At 46.9% G+C, this 17359-nt stretch carries 16 protein-coding genes; 12 read left to right on the top strand and 4 right to left on the bottom strand.

Annotation, left to right across the window (positions count from 1 at the left end):
- Nucleotides 1–92: 92 nt before the first annotated feature.
- The 5 genes from ASG33_RS14865 to rodA all read left to right on the top strand — a co-directional run bounded on the left by ASG33_RS14865 (nt 93) and on the right by rodA (nt 7888).
- Nucleotides 93–1184 (top strand): HlyD family secretion protein, encoded by a 1092-nt coding sequence (locus tag ASG33_RS14865; RefSeq protein ID WP_056286833.1) that lies wholly within the window; start codon nt 93–95, stop codon nt 1182–1184.
- 34 nt (nt 1185–1218) lie between these two features.
- Nucleotides 1219–2793, top strand: coding sequence for a DHA2 family efflux MFS transporter permease subunit (locus ASG33_RS14870; protein ID WP_056286836.1), 1575 nt, complete (start codon nt 1219–1221; stop codon nt 2791–2793).
- A gap of 239 nt (nt 2794–3032) precedes the next feature.
- Nucleotides 3033–4583 (top strand): NFACT RNA binding domain-containing protein, encoded by a 1551-nt coding sequence (locus tag ASG33_RS14875; protein WP_229238656.1) that lies wholly within the window; start codon nt 3033–3035, stop codon nt 4581–4583.
- Between the two features lie 70 nt (nt 4584–4653).
- The gene (gene mrdA / locus ASG33_RS14880; RefSeq protein WP_056286840.1) at nt 4654–6564 is read left to right on the top strand and encodes a penicillin-binding protein 2; all 1911 of its coding nucleotides are present in this window, start codon (nt 4654–4656) and stop codon (nt 6562–6564) included.
- Nucleotides 6565–6604: 40 nt separating this feature from the next.
- Complete coding sequence (gene rodA / locus ASG33_RS14885; RefSeq protein ID WP_056286843.1) at nt 6605–7888, top strand: rod shape-determining protein RodA; 1284 nt, start codon at nt 6605–6607, stop codon at nt 7886–7888.
- Between the two features lie 115 nt (nt 7889–8003).
- Here rodA and ASG33_RS14890 read toward each other — a convergent pair whose 3' ends face one another.
- The gene (locus ASG33_RS14890; RefSeq protein ID WP_056286845.1) at nt 8004–8381 is read right to left on the bottom strand and encodes a DUF423 domain-containing protein; all 378 of its coding nucleotides are present in this window, start codon (nt 8379–8381) and stop codon (nt 8004–8006) included.
- 137 nt (nt 8382–8518) lie between these two features.
- Here ASG33_RS14890 and ASG33_RS14895 point away from each other — a divergent pair, with 137 nt between their 5' ends.
- Nucleotides 8519–9586: a glycosyltransferase family 9 protein gene (locus ASG33_RS14895; RefSeq protein WP_056288475.1), complete on the top strand. Its 1068-nt coding sequence runs from the start codon at nt 8519–8521 to the stop codon at nt 9584–9586.
- On the opposite strand, the gene ASG33_RS14900 is transcribed toward ASG33_RS14895, so the two are convergent.
- Entirely contained in the window at nt 9578–10252 is a 675-nt protein-coding gene (locus ASG33_RS14900) for a YggS family pyridoxal phosphate-dependent enzyme (protein ID WP_056286849.1), read from the bottom strand. The two genes, ASG33_RS14895 and ASG33_RS14900, sit on opposite strands and share 9 nt — an antisense overlap.
- Nucleotides 10253–10393: 141 nt before the next feature.
- Here ASG33_RS14900 and ASG33_RS14905 point away from each other — a divergent pair, with 141 nt between their 5' ends.
- The 4 genes from ASG33_RS14905 to rplI all read left to right on the top strand — a co-directional run bounded on the left by ASG33_RS14905 (nt 10394) and on the right by rplI (nt 12574).
- Nucleotides 10394–11335 (top strand): hypothetical protein, encoded by a 942-nt coding sequence (locus ASG33_RS14905; RefSeq protein ID WP_056286852.1) that lies wholly within the window; start codon nt 10394–10396, stop codon nt 11333–11335.
- Between the two features lie 135 nt (nt 11336–11470).
- A complete protein-coding gene (rpsF, locus tag ASG33_RS14910) occupies nt 11471–11851 on the top strand; it encodes a 30S ribosomal protein S6 (RefSeq protein ID WP_031530093.1) in 381 nt (126 codons plus the stop codon).
- 3 nt (nt 11852–11854) lie between these two features.
- Complete coding sequence (rpsR, locus tag ASG33_RS14915; protein ID WP_015811483.1) at nt 11855–12106, top strand: 30S ribosomal protein S18; 252 nt, start codon at nt 11855–11857, stop codon at nt 12104–12106.
- A 21-nt stretch (nt 12107–12127) separates the two neighbouring features.
- Nucleotides 12128–12574 (top strand): 50S ribosomal protein L9, encoded by a 447-nt coding sequence (gene rplI, locus ASG33_RS14920; protein WP_056286856.1) that lies wholly within the window; start codon nt 12128–12130, stop codon nt 12572–12574.
- 193 nt (nt 12575–12767) lie between these two features.
- Here rplI and lysM read toward each other — a convergent pair whose 3' ends face one another.
- Nucleotides 12768–13226: a peptidoglycan-binding protein LysM gene (lysM, locus tag ASG33_RS14925; RefSeq protein WP_056286859.1), complete on the bottom strand. Its 459-nt coding sequence runs from the start codon at nt 13224–13226 to the stop codon at nt 12768–12770.
- Between the two features lie 185 nt (nt 13227–13411).
- Between lysM and ASG33_RS14930 the strand changes: the two genes are divergently transcribed.
- Together ASG33_RS14930 and ASG33_RS14935 are read left to right on the top strand one after the other, a co-directional pair.
- Nucleotides 13412–15049, top strand: coding sequence for a glycerol-3-phosphate dehydrogenase/oxidase (locus ASG33_RS14930; protein WP_056286862.1), 1638 nt, complete (start codon nt 13412–13414; stop codon nt 15047–15049).
- A 30-nt stretch (nt 15050–15079) separates the two neighbouring features.
- Nucleotides 15080–16126 carry a beta-ketoacyl synthase chain length factor gene (locus ASG33_RS14935; RefSeq protein ID WP_056286866.1) on the top strand — a complete coding sequence of 349 codons (1047 nt, stop codon included), beginning with the start codon at nt 15080–15082 and terminating at the stop codon, nt 16124–16126.
- Here ASG33_RS14935 and ASG33_RS14940 read toward each other — a convergent pair.
- Complete coding sequence (locus ASG33_RS14940; RefSeq protein WP_056286869.1) at nt 16112–17359, bottom strand: NAD(P)/FAD-dependent oxidoreductase; 1248 nt, start codon at nt 17357–17359, stop codon at nt 16112–16114. The genes ASG33_RS14935 and ASG33_RS14940 overlap by 15 nt on opposite strands.

Below are 17359 nucleotides of genomic sequence, written 5' to 3' on the forward strand. Positions count from 1 at the left end.
ATTATACAAGAAATGCGAATCCCTCGTCCCTTTCCTCCCTCCTCCCTTTCCTCCATAGAAAAAAAATCATCCAATCATTCAAAACTAAAATAATGGAAGCCGAAGAAACCACACCGAAAAAGAAGAGCAACCGCTTTATGATCATTCTTGCCGTGTTGATCATTGCCGGGGGGACCTGGGGATTTACCAAGTACAACCACGGATTGCACCACGAAGAAACAGACGATGCGCAGATCGATGCGAACATCAGTCCTGTTATTCCCAGGACATCGGGATATGTGACAGAAATTAAGGTAAAAGACAACCAGGAAGTAAAAAAAGGAGATACGCTGATCGTACTCGATAACCGCGATCAGCTGATCAGACTGGAACAGGCGAAAGCTGCGCTGGCAGGGTCGGAGGGAAGCCTGGTTGTAGCGAATGCAACAACAAGCGCGACTGCTGCAAGCGGCATTACTTATGAGGCCAATATCTCCATTGTAGAGGCGCAGATTGAGGAAGCCAAAGTAAATGTATGGAGAGCCAATCAGGATTATGCACGTTATGAAAACCTGATCAAAGACCATTCGATCACACAACAGGAATTTGAACAAGCCTCGGCGACGAAGCAAAAAGCGGAACGTGCCCTCGCTGTATTGGTAGCACAAAAGAATGCAGCAGAGCGTCAGGCGAAAGCAGCAGGGAAACAAACAAGTGCAACTTCTCGTCAGACCCAGGTTGCTAATGCGAACATCAAAGCCCGCCAGGCGGAGATCGCGAATGCCGAGTTGAACCTTTCATATACGGTTATCACCGCGCCGAGTGCGGGCCGCGTTTCAAAAGTGAATGCGCAGGTTGGACAGTATCTGCAAGCTGGCCAGTCATTATTCAGCATTATTTCAACAGAAGAACCTTGGGTTGTTGCCAACTTCAAGGAAACACAGCTGACCAGAATGAAGCTTGGCCAGAAAGTACGGGTACACGTGGACGCCTATCCTGAGCATGAATTTGAAGCAACCGTAGCTTCTTTCTCACCTGCTACGGGCGCCCGCTTTGCATTGCTTCCTCCTGATAATGCGAGTGGTAACTTCGTGAAGGTAGTGCAGCGTCTGCCGGTTCGCATTGAATTTGCGAAGGCTGACGATAAGGTTATTTCCCAACTGCGCCCGGGCATGAACGTGTTCGTGGATGTAGAGCTGGATTAAGGTACTCAATTGATAATCTTGAACATCAATCAGGATGGAATTACAGGAATCGCTCGTAGAATACGGGTATAGAAGGGTGATTATCACCATTACCGCTGTGCTGTGTGCGCTTCTGGAAATCGTTGACACGACGATCGTCAACGTAGCCCTGAACGATATGCGCGGTAACCTTGGTGGTACATTGTCCGAAGTAAGCTGGGTAATTACCGCTTACGCAATTGGTAACGTGATCATTGTACCGATGACCAGTTGGCTTTCGCAGCAGTTTGGCCGCAGAAACTACTTTGCAGCGTCGATTATCATCTTTACGGTCGCCTCGTTTCTTTGCGGTAATGCAAACAATATCTGGGAGCTGGTATTTTTCAGGCTGATACAGGGATTTGGCGGCGGAGCTTTGCTGGTAACTGCACAAACGCTGATCACGGAAAGCTATCCACCGGAAAAACGCGGTATCGCGCAAGCCATTTACGGACTAGGTGTGATCGTAGGGCCAACTTTGGGCCCGCCGCTTGGAGGTTACATTGTCGATAATTACAGCTGGCCTTACATTTTTTACATCAACATCCCGCTGGGGATTATAGCAGCAATGCTTACGCTGCAATATGTAAGAAGCCCTAGGTTCGCTGAAAAGAAAAGCAGCAGCGAGATCGACTGGTGGGGGATTATTTTCCTGGCGGTTGCAGTAGGTTCCTTACAATATGTTTTGGAAAAAGGGCAGGAGGAAGATTGGTTTAATGATGAAATTATCCTGATACTTTCCATTACCACCGTCTTCGCATTCTTTTTCTTTATCTGGCGTGAGCTTACTTATAAGAATCCAATCGTGAACCTGCGGGTTTTGTCGAATGGAAACCTGCGTGTGGGAACTATACTTTCGTTTATCCTGGGCTTCGGCTTATATGGATCTACATTCATTATCCCACTTTATACCCAGGCTACATTGGGCTGGACTGCCACTCAGTCCGGGATGCTCATGGTGCCGGCGGCTATCGTGACTGCGATGATGATGCCCGTGGTAGGACAGCTGCTGCAACGCGGTGTGAAGCAGCAGTACCTGGTCGCGATCGGGATGATATTCTTCTTCATTTACAGTTATTGGGGATACCTCGTACTCACTCCTGATACCGGATCAGATGCATTCTTTAACATGCTGATCGTACGCGGGATCGGATTGGGACTGTTGTTTGTTCCGATTACGACGCTTGCATTGTCGACACTAAAAGGACGGGAAATTGGTGAAGGCGCCGCTTTTACAGGAATGATGCGCCAGCTCGGCGGTTCATTCGGTGTAGCAGTGATCACGACTTTCATCGCACGCCAGAATATGCTGCACAGGAATGATCTGGTTAGCAAGCTGGATGTGAATAACCCGGCTGTTCAGCAGCGGGTGGAAGGATTACAGCACTCATTTATGGCCAAAGGAATGACGTCGGATATTGCGCTGAAAAGCGGCTACAAAATTCTTGATTTTACGGTATCGAAACAGGCGCAGGTAATGTCTTATATGGATGTGTTCCTCTACCTGGGCGTTCTTTTCCTGATATGTGTCCCATTTGTACTCTGGACCAAAAGCGGCAAAGGCAAGGTTGACACGTCAGCAGCGCATTAATTTTTTAAGTGTAGTAGTATTATGGAAGAAGCTCTCCGGCTCCGGGGAGCTTCTCTTTTTTTAAAAAGGAGGAAGGAGGAAGGGGAGGAAGGAGGAGGGAAAAGGATTTTTGTTTTTCAATTCTCCCTTTCCTACATCCTCCATTCTCCCTTTCCTCCATCTTCCCTTTCCTCCCTCCTCCATTCTCCCTACTTTTACCACCTCACTGAAAAAATACCGTGTATCAGAATTATTACTTTTTGAAACAACTCGCTGCCAGGCTCCATCAGGAACTTGCGGGTAAATATTTTATTGAAGCATTCAGTCAGGAGAAGGATGAGCTGATCCTTGTTTTTGCAGCTTCCGCGCAGGACGAGACTTTGTTATCGCCTTTCTTCATCAAAGCCACTCTTACTTCCCGGTTTGCCTGCCTCAGCTTTCCCGACAGGTTCGACCGCGCCCGCAAGAATTCGGTCAACCTGTTTACCGATTTTAAATCACAAAAGATAGATCACGTTCGCGTTTTTAAAAATGAACGCGCTTTTGAAATCCGGTTTGAAGCAGGTGATGCATTGGTTTTCAAGCTTTTTGGTAACCGCTCTAATTTGATTTCATTCGATAATTCGGGGAATGTAATGCAGCTTTTTAATAATAAACTGGCTGCGGACAAATCGTTGAACATCGCTGCGCTTGACCGCCAGATAGACCAGTCTTTTCCTGCCTACGTCAGAAATGAGCTGGATCACAAGCCCCTGTTCCCGACTTTCGGAAAACTGGTTAATGCATATTTGACTGAAAAATTGAATGGCATTGAAGCAGCAGAATCACGCTGGAAGGTAATTCAGGATACATTGGAACAACTAGACTCTCCACACTTTTTCCTGGTGAAAGTGGATGGGGAACCTGTACTGTCGCTCATTGAAACAGGCGAGCCGATGGAGCAGTTTACCGACCCTATTGCGGCGTTAAACGCTTTTTACATTACCTACATCCGACTGAGCGGAATCGAACGGGAACGAGCGGAATGGATCAGGGTACTTCGGAAGCGCATGCAGCAGACAGACAACTATCTTGAAAATACATTTCAGAAGTTGGTCGAGCTGGAAAGTGCGGTTAAAAACGACGAGATCGGGAATATCATCATGGCCAATATGCACGCGATCCCCGAACGCGCCGAAACGGTAGAACTCTTTGATTTTTACCGGGAAGCCCCGATTCGTATCAAGCTGAAAAAAGAACTTTCGGCTCAAAAGAATGCGGAGAACTATTATAGAAAGGCAAAAAACGAGAAGATTGAGATTGCCCGGCTTAATGACAGTCTCGCATTCAGGGAAAAAGAACGCGGAGAGTTGGATGTGCATTTGAGAAACATAGAAACATTTGATTCGTTGAGGGAATTGAGGACTTATATCAAAGCCAATCAACTCGACAGCAAGAAAGTGGAAGTACCCGTCAGCGAGTTGTTCAAACGCATTGACTTCATGGGCTACACGATTCTGGTCGGCAGGAATGCGAAGAACAATGATGTGCTGACGAAGCAATATGCATCAAAAGAAGATCTCTGGCTGCATGCAAAAGACGTAACCGGGTCGCACGTGGTTGTCAAAAATCAATCCGGAAAAACGTTTCCGGCGCCTGTGATCGAACGCGCGGCAGAGCTGGCTGCATTCTATTCCAAACGTAAAAACGACTCACTTTGCCCTGTGATATACACGCCGAAAAAATACGTGAGAAAACCAAAAGGGCTGCCGGAAGGAGCTGTCGTAATCGACAAAGAATCGGTGATTATGGTTGTTGCAAAAGGCGAATGAGCGGCTTTGATATGTGTGATGATATGACGAACTTCGTGTGAAAATAGAGAACCGGAATATATAGTGCAGAATGCTTGAAAATCGTCGATTTGTAATTATTGGATTTTTCTCATTAGTAGGTTTAATATACTTATTGCGGCTCTTCTACCTACAAGTTCTCGACGAAAGCTACTCCATTGAATCGTCGAGCAATTCCATCAAACGAGTAATAGAAATTCCTTTCCGCGGCCAGATCTATGACCGGTACGGAAAGCTGATCGTATATAACACGCCCGTTTACGACTTGCTGGTGACGCCCAATAAGGCAAGAGTGGAAGACACGTTACGTCTTTGTCAGGTTTTAGGGATTGAAAGAAGGGATTTTGACAGCTTAATGGCGGCAGCGAGTGCATATAGCCGCAACAAACCATCGCTTTTTCTCAGGCAGCTTTCGAAGGAGGACTTTGCGTCTATTCAGGACGTTATGGTCGATTATTCAGGATTTGAATTTGCCAAAAGCTCACTGCGGACTTATACAGCGCCCACACTCGCCAATACGCTTGGTTATGTGAGTGAAATTACCAGATCCCAGCTGGAAAAGCAGGAAGAGCCTTACTACCGGCAAAGTGACTACATTGGTCAAAGCGGGATTGAGAAGATCTATGAGAATGAGCTGCGTGGTAAACGGGGCACAAAATTCGTGATGCAAAATGTAAGCGGGGTATACAAAGGTCCCTGGAAGAATGGGGAGCTGGATACCATGGCCGTTGCAGGGGAGAATTTGTACACCGGAATAGACCTGGAAGTCCAGCAATATGCAGATAGTCTGATGGTCAACAAGGTGGGAAGTGTTGTCGCTATTGATCCAAAAACCGGGCAGATCATTACGATGGTATCTGCACCTACCTATGACCCCAATATCCTTGCGAGCAGGTATTTTTCCAAAAACTTCGCGGCACTCGCGCGAAATCCGTACAAGCCGCTTTTCAACAGGCCGGTGATGGCGAGCTACCGCCCGGGTTCGACTTTCAAGCTGATCCAGGCGCTGATTGGTTTACAGGAGGGCGTGATCACGCCCGGAAGTGGGTTTACCCATGCCAACTGTCCGATGGGCTGCCATAATCACCCGGCTACCGGGACCGTCGCATTGGGAGTAATGCATTCCTGCAATCCTTATTTCTACAATGTATTCCGCCGACTGATTTATAAAAACAATATCTCAAACACATTCCGCGCCTCGGCTGTGGGGCTTGACGCCTGGCACGACGCGATCAGCAAATTCGGGATTGGTCAGCGTCTGGGGATTGACCTGCCCAGTGAATACAAGGGAAACCTGCCGGACAAGAAGTACTACGATCGTTTCTACGGCGAGTACCGCTGGAAATTCTCCAATATTTATTCTTTGAGTATCGGAGAAGGAGAGTTGCTCATCACTCCATTGAAAATGGCCAACGTGGCAGCTATTATCGCCAATCGCGGCTATTTTTATACACCTCACGTGATCCACGGGATTGGGGATAAGAAGTTTGTGAAACCCGAGTACCTCGTCAGGCATGATAGCGGAGTAGATCCGCACAATTTTGATCCCGTGATTGAAGGTATGATCGGAGCTGTGGAAGGCGGTACGGCACGCCGGTCGCGTGTGGAGGGTATTACCATTGCCGGAAAAACGGGTACTTCCCAAAACAAGCGCGGCGACGATAGCTCCATCTTCATTGCATTCGCGCCGGTAGATGATCCCAAGATCGCCATTGCTGTTTTCGTTGAATATGCGGGAGCAGGTGGATCGGCCGCTGCACCTATTGCCAACCTTGTTATTGAAAAATACCTGACAAGGAAAATCACCAACAAGGCTTTGGAAGAAAGAATGTTCAAGGCAGACTTTATGAGCAAAGTTGTGCTGCCTGGTCAGAAAAAGCCGGTTCCTGCGGATACTACGAAGAAAAAGCCAGCGCCTGAAAAACCTTCTGCCCAAAACAAGCCTGTGGCAGTTAACCCATAATTTCCCCTGAAAAGGATTCACCTGTTCAAATACCCGATACATGCCTGAGAATAAACCCATCACCAAGAATGTAGACTGGATGGTTGTCCTGATCTACATTGCGTGCCTGCTGATCGGCTGGGTGAATATCTATGCGGCTGTCTATAATCCGGAAGTCAGGACCAGCATGTTCGACTTGTCCAACAACGCCGGAAAGCAGCTGATGTGGATTGGTACCGCCGCGTTGCTGATCATCTGTATACTGGTGATTGATTACAAATTCTATGAAACATTCTCGTTCATCATCTACGCGGTCGTTATCGTCTTATTGATACTGGTACTTTTTGCGGGTTCCAATATCAATGGGTCCCGCTCCTGGATCAAGATCGGCGCATTTTCACTACAACCAGCCGAGTTTTCCAAACTTGCAGTCAGCCTCGCTATCTCTAAGTATCTGAGTGACCCTGCGATCAGCCTTTCCAGGAAGCTGAAAGATTATTATCCGATCATGGGGATCATTGCTTTACCTGCATTCCTGATTTTGTTGTCGAACGAAACGGGTTCCATGCTGGTATTCGCTTCGTTTGCCATTGTTCTCTATCGTGAAGGAATGCCCGGCTTTATCCCGGCGATCGGGATGGTTATGGCGGCTTTGCTGATCATTACATTGCTTTTTGTAAAATGGTATATCGCTGCCGCTATTATCGTGATCGCTGGTTTGGTGATCTGGCTGATGCCGGTAATGACCAGGCGGCGCGGCGGGCTGTGGGCTACCATTGTAATCTCATTGGTGATGATCGGGATCGTTTTTGGTGTCGATTTCTTTATGAATAACGTGCTTCAAAAGCACCAGCGGGGCAGGATCATGGTACTGCTTGATCCCGACTCAGATCCCCGCGGGATTGGGTGGAATGTAATTCAATCCAAGATCGCGATTGGTTCGGGTGGATTTACCGGAAAGGGATTTTTGCAGGGAACGCAAACCAAATTCGATTTTGTCCCTGAACAAAGCACCGACTTTATCTTTTGTACAGTGGGAGAGGAGCACGGTTTTGTGGGCACCGCCGTGGTAGTATTTCTGTTCGTGTGCTTGATTTCCAGGCTTGTAGTGCTGGCAGAGCGGCAACGCAGCCGTTTTGCGAGAGTGTACGGGTACTGCGTTGCCGGGATTATATTCTTTCACTTTATGGTAAATGTGGGTATGACAATCGGGCTCATGCCGGTTATCGGGATCCCACTACCATTTTTTAGCTACGGCGGCTCCTCGCTATGGTCATTCTCAATATTGCTGTTTATCTTTTTGAAAATAGACGCGCAGCGGCCGTTTACGCTTTCGCGAGGATAATTTTAAATGAGTCAATGAGTGAATGAGTGAATGGAGGAATTTTGAGTTATTGAATGAATGAATGATTGAATCGAGGAAAAATCATTCAATCATTCCTCCATTCAATCATTCAAAATTAAATCTTCCCAGCTGCTAGTATTAACAGTACCCAGCCTGCTATCAACGCAAGTCCGCCAATGGGGGCGGTTGCGCCGAATTTGGTAATGCCTGTGAAGCATATAGCGTATAATGAGCCGGAGAAAATGATCACACCGATCGCGAATGCATTACCCGACCAGCCGAGGAGCTTGATAGCATCTGCGCCTGCACGTTGCATCAGCAAACCAACCAGCACCATTGCAATGGCGTGATAAAACTGGTATTTAACCGCAGTTTCAAAGGTTTCGGACCGGCCGGAAGCTTCCAGCATTCCTTTTAATGCATGTGCTCCGAATGCGCCGAGTGCCACTGCCAGCGCACCCAGGATACCGCCTGCCTGTATCATAAATTTCATAGAAATGGGATATAATGGAAGGGGTAAAGTTAGCCGGTCGCGAAAGTGCAACCAACGGTTTATTTCAATTTTATTATATTGCAGCTCAGGAAAACGCGGTTTTAACTCACTCCGCGGATCGCTTACAAGCTACTCAAATGACCTTAGAACGCTTTATCCAGCTCTGGACACACCGCTATCACAAATACTCCCACATTTTTGAAGCCCGTTTGAAAGGCTACCAGGCCAGGCGGCATTTCGAGTCTGTTAAGAAGAAATTAGCACCCGGTAAACAGCTTGTTGCCATCATACGTACCGAACACTTCGGCGACATTATTGCGGCCGAGCCGATATCCCGCTACGTCCGGTCGCTGCATCCAGATGCGTACATTGTCTGGTTTGTCAGGCCTGTGTTTCAGGAGCTGGTTGCTGTTAATCCCGAGATCAACGAAGTATTTCCTGAGTTTTGCGTTACCCAGCGGCAGACTTTACTTGCGGGCAATGTATTTGATAAAGTCATAGAGCTGCAATTCAGTAACAATAACCATTGTCCCAAATGCCAGGTTTTTATTGACAATCCGGTTGCAGTGCGACGCGATATTACCATTTTCAACTATTTCGATTATGGTAACCTGCTGGAAGTTTTTGCGCAAACGGGAGATCTGATTCCGCCTAAGTCAACGTTCCCGGCTGATGATCATCCGAGATTGTACTTGCAGGACAAGCATAGAAGCAAGGTCGATAGTCTTGGTCTGGCAGACCGTTACATTGTATTGCATTGCCAATCCAACTACAAACCCAAAGACTGGCCTTCCGAGCGTTGGGATATGCTTGTTAACTGGCTCTCAGAAAGCTACGATTATCAGATTGTCGAAGTTGGAATGGCGAGTAGCTTGACAGCTAAAACAAATGCATACCGCAGCCTTTGCGGGCAGTTGTCCATTCTGGAAACTGCGGAGGTAATCCGCCGGGCTGAGTTTTTCATTGGTCTCGACAGCGGGCCTTCTCACCTGGCGAATGCATCAGGTACATTCGGAATGATCCTGATGGGTGCTTTGAATAACTTTTTGAATTATAATCCCTATTCTGGTAAGTATGGTAGCGGCGACAACGTCGTGCTGGTCAGACAGCCCAACCTGCCTTGCTGCGATCTTACCTTTGAATTTGTGAAAGAGAAAGTGCAGGAAGTGCTCGACAAAGCGTCGGCCGAAAGCAGGTTAGCGTGAGCCGAAAATGGCGCTGCCCACGCGTACCAGCGTACTTCCTTCTTCCACCGCGATCAGGTAGTCGCCGCTCATACCCATGGAGAGTTCGCGCATTTGTACCTGGTCGCTGCTGAATTTTTTAAATGATTCGAACAGAGTTTTAAGGCCGCGGAATTCTGCCCTAATCACTTCTTCGTTCTCCGTGTTTGACGCCATTCCCATTAACCCGGCAATGCGGATGTTTTGTAAGGAAGTCAGTTCCGGTGCAGTCAGGATCTCTTCGGCTTCCTCGGGTGACAAACCGAACTTGGTTTCCTCGCTGGCTATGAATATTTGAAGCAGACAATCGATCACACGATTGTTTTTGGCAGCTTCCTTGTTTACTTCTTTCAATAGCTTGAAACTATCTATCGAATGGATCAGCGAAACAAATGGCGCCATATATTTGACCTTATTGGATTGCAAGTGCCCGATCATGTGCCATTCAATGTCTTTTGGGAGTGCCTCGTATTTGCCCACCATCTCCTGGACTTTGTTTTCGCCAAACCGTTTGCAGCCAGCTTCGTAAGCTTCCAGGAGAAGCGACTCAGGCTTGGTTTTTGTAACTGCGATCAGTCTGGCCTGGTAACCGTTTTCCTGTTTTAATCCTTTTTCAATACGGGCAATGTTATCGGCAATTGAAGACATGAGCAGAAGCTAAATTTTTGAATGTTAATGTTTTAAAGTAGCGGTTTGGAAAATCGCGGCCAGAAATAAGATGTAGACATATTTCAAAATTGAAAAAAACATATTTCTTTTACCAACTAAATTCAAAATTAAACCTTCTGTATGGACTATAACCAGGAACAAAAGCAAGACAGAAAGACACTTTTATGGGCCGCTCTGGCAGTATTGCTGATCCTCAATTTAGTGCTCGTTTATTTCATTTACCACGAAAAACAGGAAAACCAGGCGAAGGATGAGATTATTACTGCCAAAACGGAGGAGGTGTTGTCCATCAAAACGAAGCTGGATTCCATTTCTGCTGAGCTGGATGTAAAAATAGCGGAGATCCAGAAACTTGGAGGCAGTGTCGATTCGCTGGTAGCATTGAAGGCGCAGCTCGAAAAAGACAAGCAGGAGCTTAAAAATGCGGGTACCTATTCTGCTGCAACCTATAATAAGAAGATCAGAGGTTACGAGTCAGTTTTGCTTGAAAAAGATGGTGAAATTGCCAAACTGAGAGAGGAACTGGGTATTGCCAATAATAAGAATGAGCAGCTCAGCCAGCAGCTGACAGGTTTGGAAAGTGAAAAACAGCAGCTTGCAGATTCAGTTACCAACTATTCTGCGCAAAACAGGGAGTTGAGCGAGAAAGTAAACCTGGCATCTGCTTTGAAAGCGGAGGCGCTTACAGTGAATGCAGTTTCGGCAAAAGGCAAAGAGCGCGAAGGTGGTAAATACAAGGCGAAACGCATTGATAAACTGCGCATTAACTTCAAACTGGCCGAAAATCCTGTTGCCAAGCAAAACGAAAAGGAAATTTACCTCCGCATTCTTGATCCCGACGGAGCTGTACTTTCCGATATGGCAACTGGCTCAGGTTCATTTGTACATAACGGAAAAGAGTTGATTTACAGCTCGTCCCAGGTTGTTCCATTTAACAATACCAATCAGTCGGTCGATATCTTCTACGGAAGAGGCGGGATTCCGCTTAAAGACGGAAAATATGCGATTGAACTTTACAGCGAAGGCTTCAAAATAGGGCAGGGCGATTTCACTGTCAAGTAAGATCCGGCTGTAACTTACAGATGATCACGTTCAAGGTTTGGAATTTCGGTTTACAAACCCTATTTTTGCACCCTCATTTTGGCTTCAAACCAAAGTGAGGGTTTTTTACTTTTATAAATACTAACAAATTACCGTATGTCTAAACAGTATGAAACGGTGTTCATTCTAACTCCCATTTTGTCTGAGGCCCAGGCAAAGGACGCCGTTGAAAAATTCACTACAATCCTTACCTCTAACGGTGCGTCGATTGTACATGAAGAGAACTGGGGATTGCGCAAGCTGGCCTACCCCATCCAAAAGAAAAACTCTGGTTTCTATCATGTAGTGGAATACACTGCAAATGAAGGAAACGTGGTAGATGTTTTGGAAACTGAATTCCGTCGTGACGAGCGTATCCTGCGCTTTATGACTATCGTCCTTGATAAGCACTCAATTGCTTACAACGAGAAAAAACGCAAAGGACTGGTAGGTAAGAAAAGAGAAGAATCTACTGAATCTAAAACCGAAAACGCATAAGCTATGTCACTAGTTAACGAACCGGTTGAAAAGAACATTAACCGCAAGAAATATTGCCGCTTCAAAAAAGCTGGTATCAAATATATCGACTACAAGAATCCTGACTTTTTGCTGAAACTTGTAAACGAGCAAGGTAAAATTTTGCCACGTCGTTTGACAGGAACAAGCCTGAAATATCAGCGCAAAGTATCTCAGGCGATTAAAAGAGCACGCCACTTGGCTCTTCTGCCATTTGTTGCTGACCAATTGAAATAATACAGTAAAGAGCTACAAACAATGGAAATCATACTTTTAACTGATATAGCAGGAGTAGGTTATAAGAACGATATCGTGACTGTGAAAGCAGGTTACGGTCGTAATTACCTTATTCCTCAGGGATTTGCGCTGCTGGCTAACACGTCTAACCGCAAAATCGTTACGGAAAACGTACGTCAGGCTGCTCACAAAGCAGAGAAATTGAAAAAAGATGCAGAAGATATCGCATCGGCAATTGGCGATATGACAATTGACATCAAAACTGTAGTAGGGGAAAGCGGACGTATCTTCGGCCGTGTAACCAATACTCAGGTTGCAGATATCCTGAAAGCAAAAGGATTTGATATCGATCGTAAGAAAATTACTGTTGACGATGTAAAATCAATCGGTACTTACTCTGCGACAATCGATCTTCACAAAGAAGTAAAACACAAAGTTTCCCTGAATGTAATTGCAGCGGAAGATTAAGTGGAAATTGGTAAAATGAAAAAAGGTAGCTCGAAAGGCTGCCTTTTTTCATTTTATTACTTCGGCTGTCGGCTTACGGCAATCGACTTTTTTGGCTGGAATTGGCTGCCAGCTATCTGGCCTCTTTCCAAACTGCCCTCAAAAAAGCCGAAAGCTGGCTGCTGAAAGCCGATGTGCCGGGAATGCTGAGTTGCTAAACCGCCGGAATCCTCAATACCTGTCCTGGATATATCTTGTCTGGGTGAGTCAACATGGGTTTGTTGGCTTCGAAAATAATGGGGTATTTCATCATGTCGCCGTAAACTGTCTGCGCGATCTTGGAAAGTGTGTCACCTTTTTCAACAGTGTGATAAGAAGCTTCTTTGGATGGTGTCGCTACCTTCAACCGGTTGTCTACCACTTGAACTCCCTCTACATTCCCCACACCCAGCGCAATTTTCTCGGCATCTTCCTGATTTGCTACTTCCCCTTCCAAAGTTACAGTGTCACCTGAGGTTTTTACAGTCAGACTTTTATAGGAAAGTCCAAGTGCTTTAACGTGAGCAAGTAATGCACTTGCGCGCAGCGGTTCAACTTCAGGAGCCGGCACAGCGGCAGTTTCGTTTTTGAATACCTTTTCTCCTGATCCTTTGAGAAATGAAAATAGACCCATGATTTCGAGTTTAAAAGTGAGTAATTGATTACAGGAGAGAATGTCTCTAGCCTCATTCTAATGTCACGAGCAATTATTATACCAAGTACGTCGCCGGATCAAATGTTGCGCAGCATTTGTTTTAAGCCCCAACTTCGTACTTTTGCAAACATCACCACCAACGCCGACGCTGTTACTCCTGCTCAATGAACCGCCCTGATTCGCTCACAAGATTTAATAATGAAGAGTTTGACATTTGTATCATCGGAGCGGGCGCAAGTGGTGCAGGTTGTGCGCTCGACGCAGTATTACGAGGCTATAAAGTAGCATTGATAGACAAAAAGGATTTCGCTTCCGAAACCTCTTCCCGCTCCACCAAACTGATCCACGGCGGTGTACGCTACCTGGAACAGGCATTCAAGAAACTGGATTTCGCGCAGCTCAAACAAGTCCGCCACGGATTGGAAGAGCGGCATATTGTATTAAAAAATGCACCGCACCTGGCGCGTCCTCTTGCATTGATGACGCCCGTCAGTTCCTGGTTTGAAGGTCTTTATTTCAAAATCGGTTTGCAGCTTTACGATGCATTTGCGATCAACGATACCCTTCCCAAGAGTAAGTGGCTGAGTAAAAAGGAAGTTTTAGACAAAATACCTACGCTTGATCCGAAAAAGCTGCATAGCGGCGTACTTTATTATGACGGTCAGCTGGATGATGCGCGTTACTGCCTGGCGATTGTACAGTCGGCTTCAGAGCAGGGTGCAGCTGTGGCTAACTATATGGAAGTTAACGGATTCGAAAAAAATGAATCCGGGAAGCTGGTTGCTGTCAATGCGGTGGATACCCGGTCAGGAAATAACTATACGATTAAAGCAAAGCTCGTTATCAATTGCACCGGGCCATTTGCGGATCATATCAGATTGCTCGCAAATCCTGCGCTCCCGGAAAGGCTCAGGCCGAGTAAGGGCGTGCACGTGATGTTGCCTGCCAAAACTCTGAACAGTGAATACGCCATGCTGATCCCGAAAACGTCCGACGGCCGTGTTGTTTTTGCGATACCCTTCGAAGGCGCTACGATGATCGGGACTACGGACACAGAGTACAATAAGGTGTCGGAAGAGCCGATGCTCAATGAGGAAGAAAAACAATACCTGGCAGCCACATTAAACCCTTACCTGGCGAAGCCCGTCGAGCTTAGTGAGCTTCGGTCAGGTTTTGGCGGCTTGCGGCCTTTGCTATCTGCCGATCCGGGGAAGTCTACCAAGAGCCTTGTTCGTGACCATGAGATTGAATTGGATGAAAAAACAGGCTTGTTGAGTCTGTTAGGAGGAAAATGGACTACTTACAGGTTAATGGCGAAAGATACAATTGACGAGGCTGACGCTATTTTCTCCCAACAAAAACCATGTATCACCGACGCTCATATCCTGGCAGGCGGAGAGCATTTCGATCGGGAATCGTGGAGGAAGCTGGCTACGGACTTTGCCTTGTCTGACGAAGTTGCGCGGCACCTGATGTCCAAATATGGAAGTCGGGCCGGTAAGGTAGCTACCATTGCAAGAGATAATTCATTACTCGCTGAGAAGCTCAGCCCGGAGTACCCTTACCTGAAAGCGGAGGTTGTGTATGCGGTAAGAACTGAAATGGCAGTAACACTCCGGGATTTCCTGGCAAGGCGCGTCAGAATGGAAATTACCGACTGGAAAGAAACATTGAATGTACTGCCCGTTGTTGCAAGCCTGATGGCACGGGAATTGGAGTGGACTGAAGAGCAAGAAAAAAAGGAGCTGGCGGAATATGCAGCTCTGATACAAAAATTTATCGCCGGAGCACAGCTAGCTTAGTGCATCGGGCAACACATCGTTATTTTTAGAATGTACATTAAGCAATCAGCCTGCATTTCGCCGCAACGCACTTTCGACAATGGTTTTCTGGAAGGCAACGTGGCATCTTACAAAGGCATCCGGTACCAGGCGATTGAACCAGAATATAATGGCCTCATACCAGCAGGATTACTGCGGAGAATGGGCAAAGCGATCAGAATGGGCGTGGGAGCAGGGCTGCCTTTGATTAAGGAGACTCCGGTTGACGGTATTATTCTGGGAACTGCAAATGGCGGATTGGAAGATTGTCTTAAATTCCTCAACCAGATCGTCGACTACAATGAAGGTACACTTACCCCCACGAATTTTGTTCAAAGCACGCCCAATGCAGTAGCAGGGAACCTGGCGCTGATGAGCAAGATCACAGGCTACAATACCACGCACGTTCATAACGGGCTTGCATTCGAAGCTGCATTGCTCGATGCCTGGATGCTTTTACAGGAGGGAAGGGCGGAGAGGCTACTGGTGGGTACAGTTGAGGAAATTTCCGATTACAATCATAATATCGATTCGCTCGGCGGCTCTTTCAAGAAAGGAGACTTTACATCCGAGGAGTTATTTACTTCCAATACACCAGGTTCGGTGAATGGTGAAGGAGCGGTGATGTTTGTTATGGAAGAGAGCAGGTCTGCGGAGAGCATTGCCAGGATCGTTGATGTGGACCAAACCAGCTACCTTCCCGAGAGTGGCCTGCATGACCGCATTCAATCTTTTCTTGCAAAAAACGGACTAACACCGGAGGATATCGACACGCTGTTTATCGGGATTAGTGGCGATAGCCGCACGGATTATCTTTACACAGGCATGCGTGAAAAGCTATTCGGCGGGAGTAATTGTTATTCTTACAAAAACTTTGTGGGAGATTATCCGACTGCCTCGGCATTTGCAACCTGGCTCGGCGTACAAATGCTGGCCGGGAAAAAGCTTCCCGACCAATGCAAATATGCTTTTTCAGAAGAAAAGGAGCCCCGTAATATCCTCATCTATAATCATTTCAAAGGATTGCAACACGGGTTTATCCTGTTAGGAGCTAGCTAAGCCGGCCGCTCTTTCCTTCATTCTGATCACCTTCGCCAGCGTTGGAAGAATGGTATCGTGTTTCTTGACAAACGGGTTTGACTGGTCCCAAACGTAACCTGCCAGCACAGAGCAGATCTGGTGTTTGATATCATCTTCGATTTCGCTTGCAAATACAATGGTTTGGAAATCACCGCTGTACCAGCCGGTAACGTAGCTTCTGAAGACATCAATACCCCGTTGCACCACGCGCTCGTATTCATTTTTCCAGTCCACTTTCTCGCCCTGTAAATGCCGGTCTGTCATTTTCGCTGAAAGCAAGCCGGATGCTGTTGCGAATGTCACGCCGGAGGAGAATATTGGGTCCAAAAATTCGGTACTATTTCCGGAAAGCACAAAACCTTCGCCAAACATCGACTTAACACCAACGGAGTATCCCAAAATATGCCGCGGTTCAAACTTGAATTCCGAATCCTGGAACCTGCCTCTCAGGTCTTCGAAGTTGCGAATGAAATCCTTGTACTTCTCTCCGCCATTCTCTGCAAGCTCCATTACCTTCTCTTTGTCGCTCACAATCCCCACTGACGTAGACCCGTCAGAAAAAGGGATCGCCCAGATCCAGGATTTGTTGTTGTCAAATGAATGTACAAAAATGTTGTTGCTCGCCTTTTCCGACCGGTTTTTGTCTTCCAGATGTGAGAAAATGGCTCCCCTCGGTGTGAATGCAGAGGGTTTGCTCAGGTCGAACAAACGCGGTAAAACCCGCCCGTATCCACTCGAATCGATGATAAAGCGGCATTGAATGGTATGTAAATGGCCTTCTGCATCTTTGTATTCCAGCACCTGCTTGTCTGCGCTGCATTCGACGCTGAGTACCTCACATTCAAAATTGACATCCACGCCTTTGGCGCGGGTCGCCTCTGCGAGTGTACTGTCGAAGTCTGCACGCTTCACCTGCCAGGTCCACGTCCAGCCTTTTGTAAACTGTTCGGAAAAAAAGAACTCGCAGCGCTTGTCTCCCCGCATAAAAGCTGCACCGGTTTTCTTTTGGAAATGCCGCTCGCGCACCGCATCCAGCAGCCCCGACTCGTCGAGGTGCTCCATGCAGCATGGAAGCAGGCTTTCGCCTATCTGAAAGCGGGGAAATTTTTCTTTTTCAAGGATTGTGACATCGTAGCCTTTTTTCTTTAAGTACGAAGCTGCTACCGTTCCGGCCGGGCCGGCTCCTATGACTACCACATCAACTGTTTGCAT

Source organism: Dyadobacter sp. Leaf189 (assembly GCF_001424405.1).
Taxonomy (GTDB): domain Bacteria; phylum Bacteroidota; class Bacteroidia; order Cytophagales; family Spirosomataceae; genus Dyadobacter.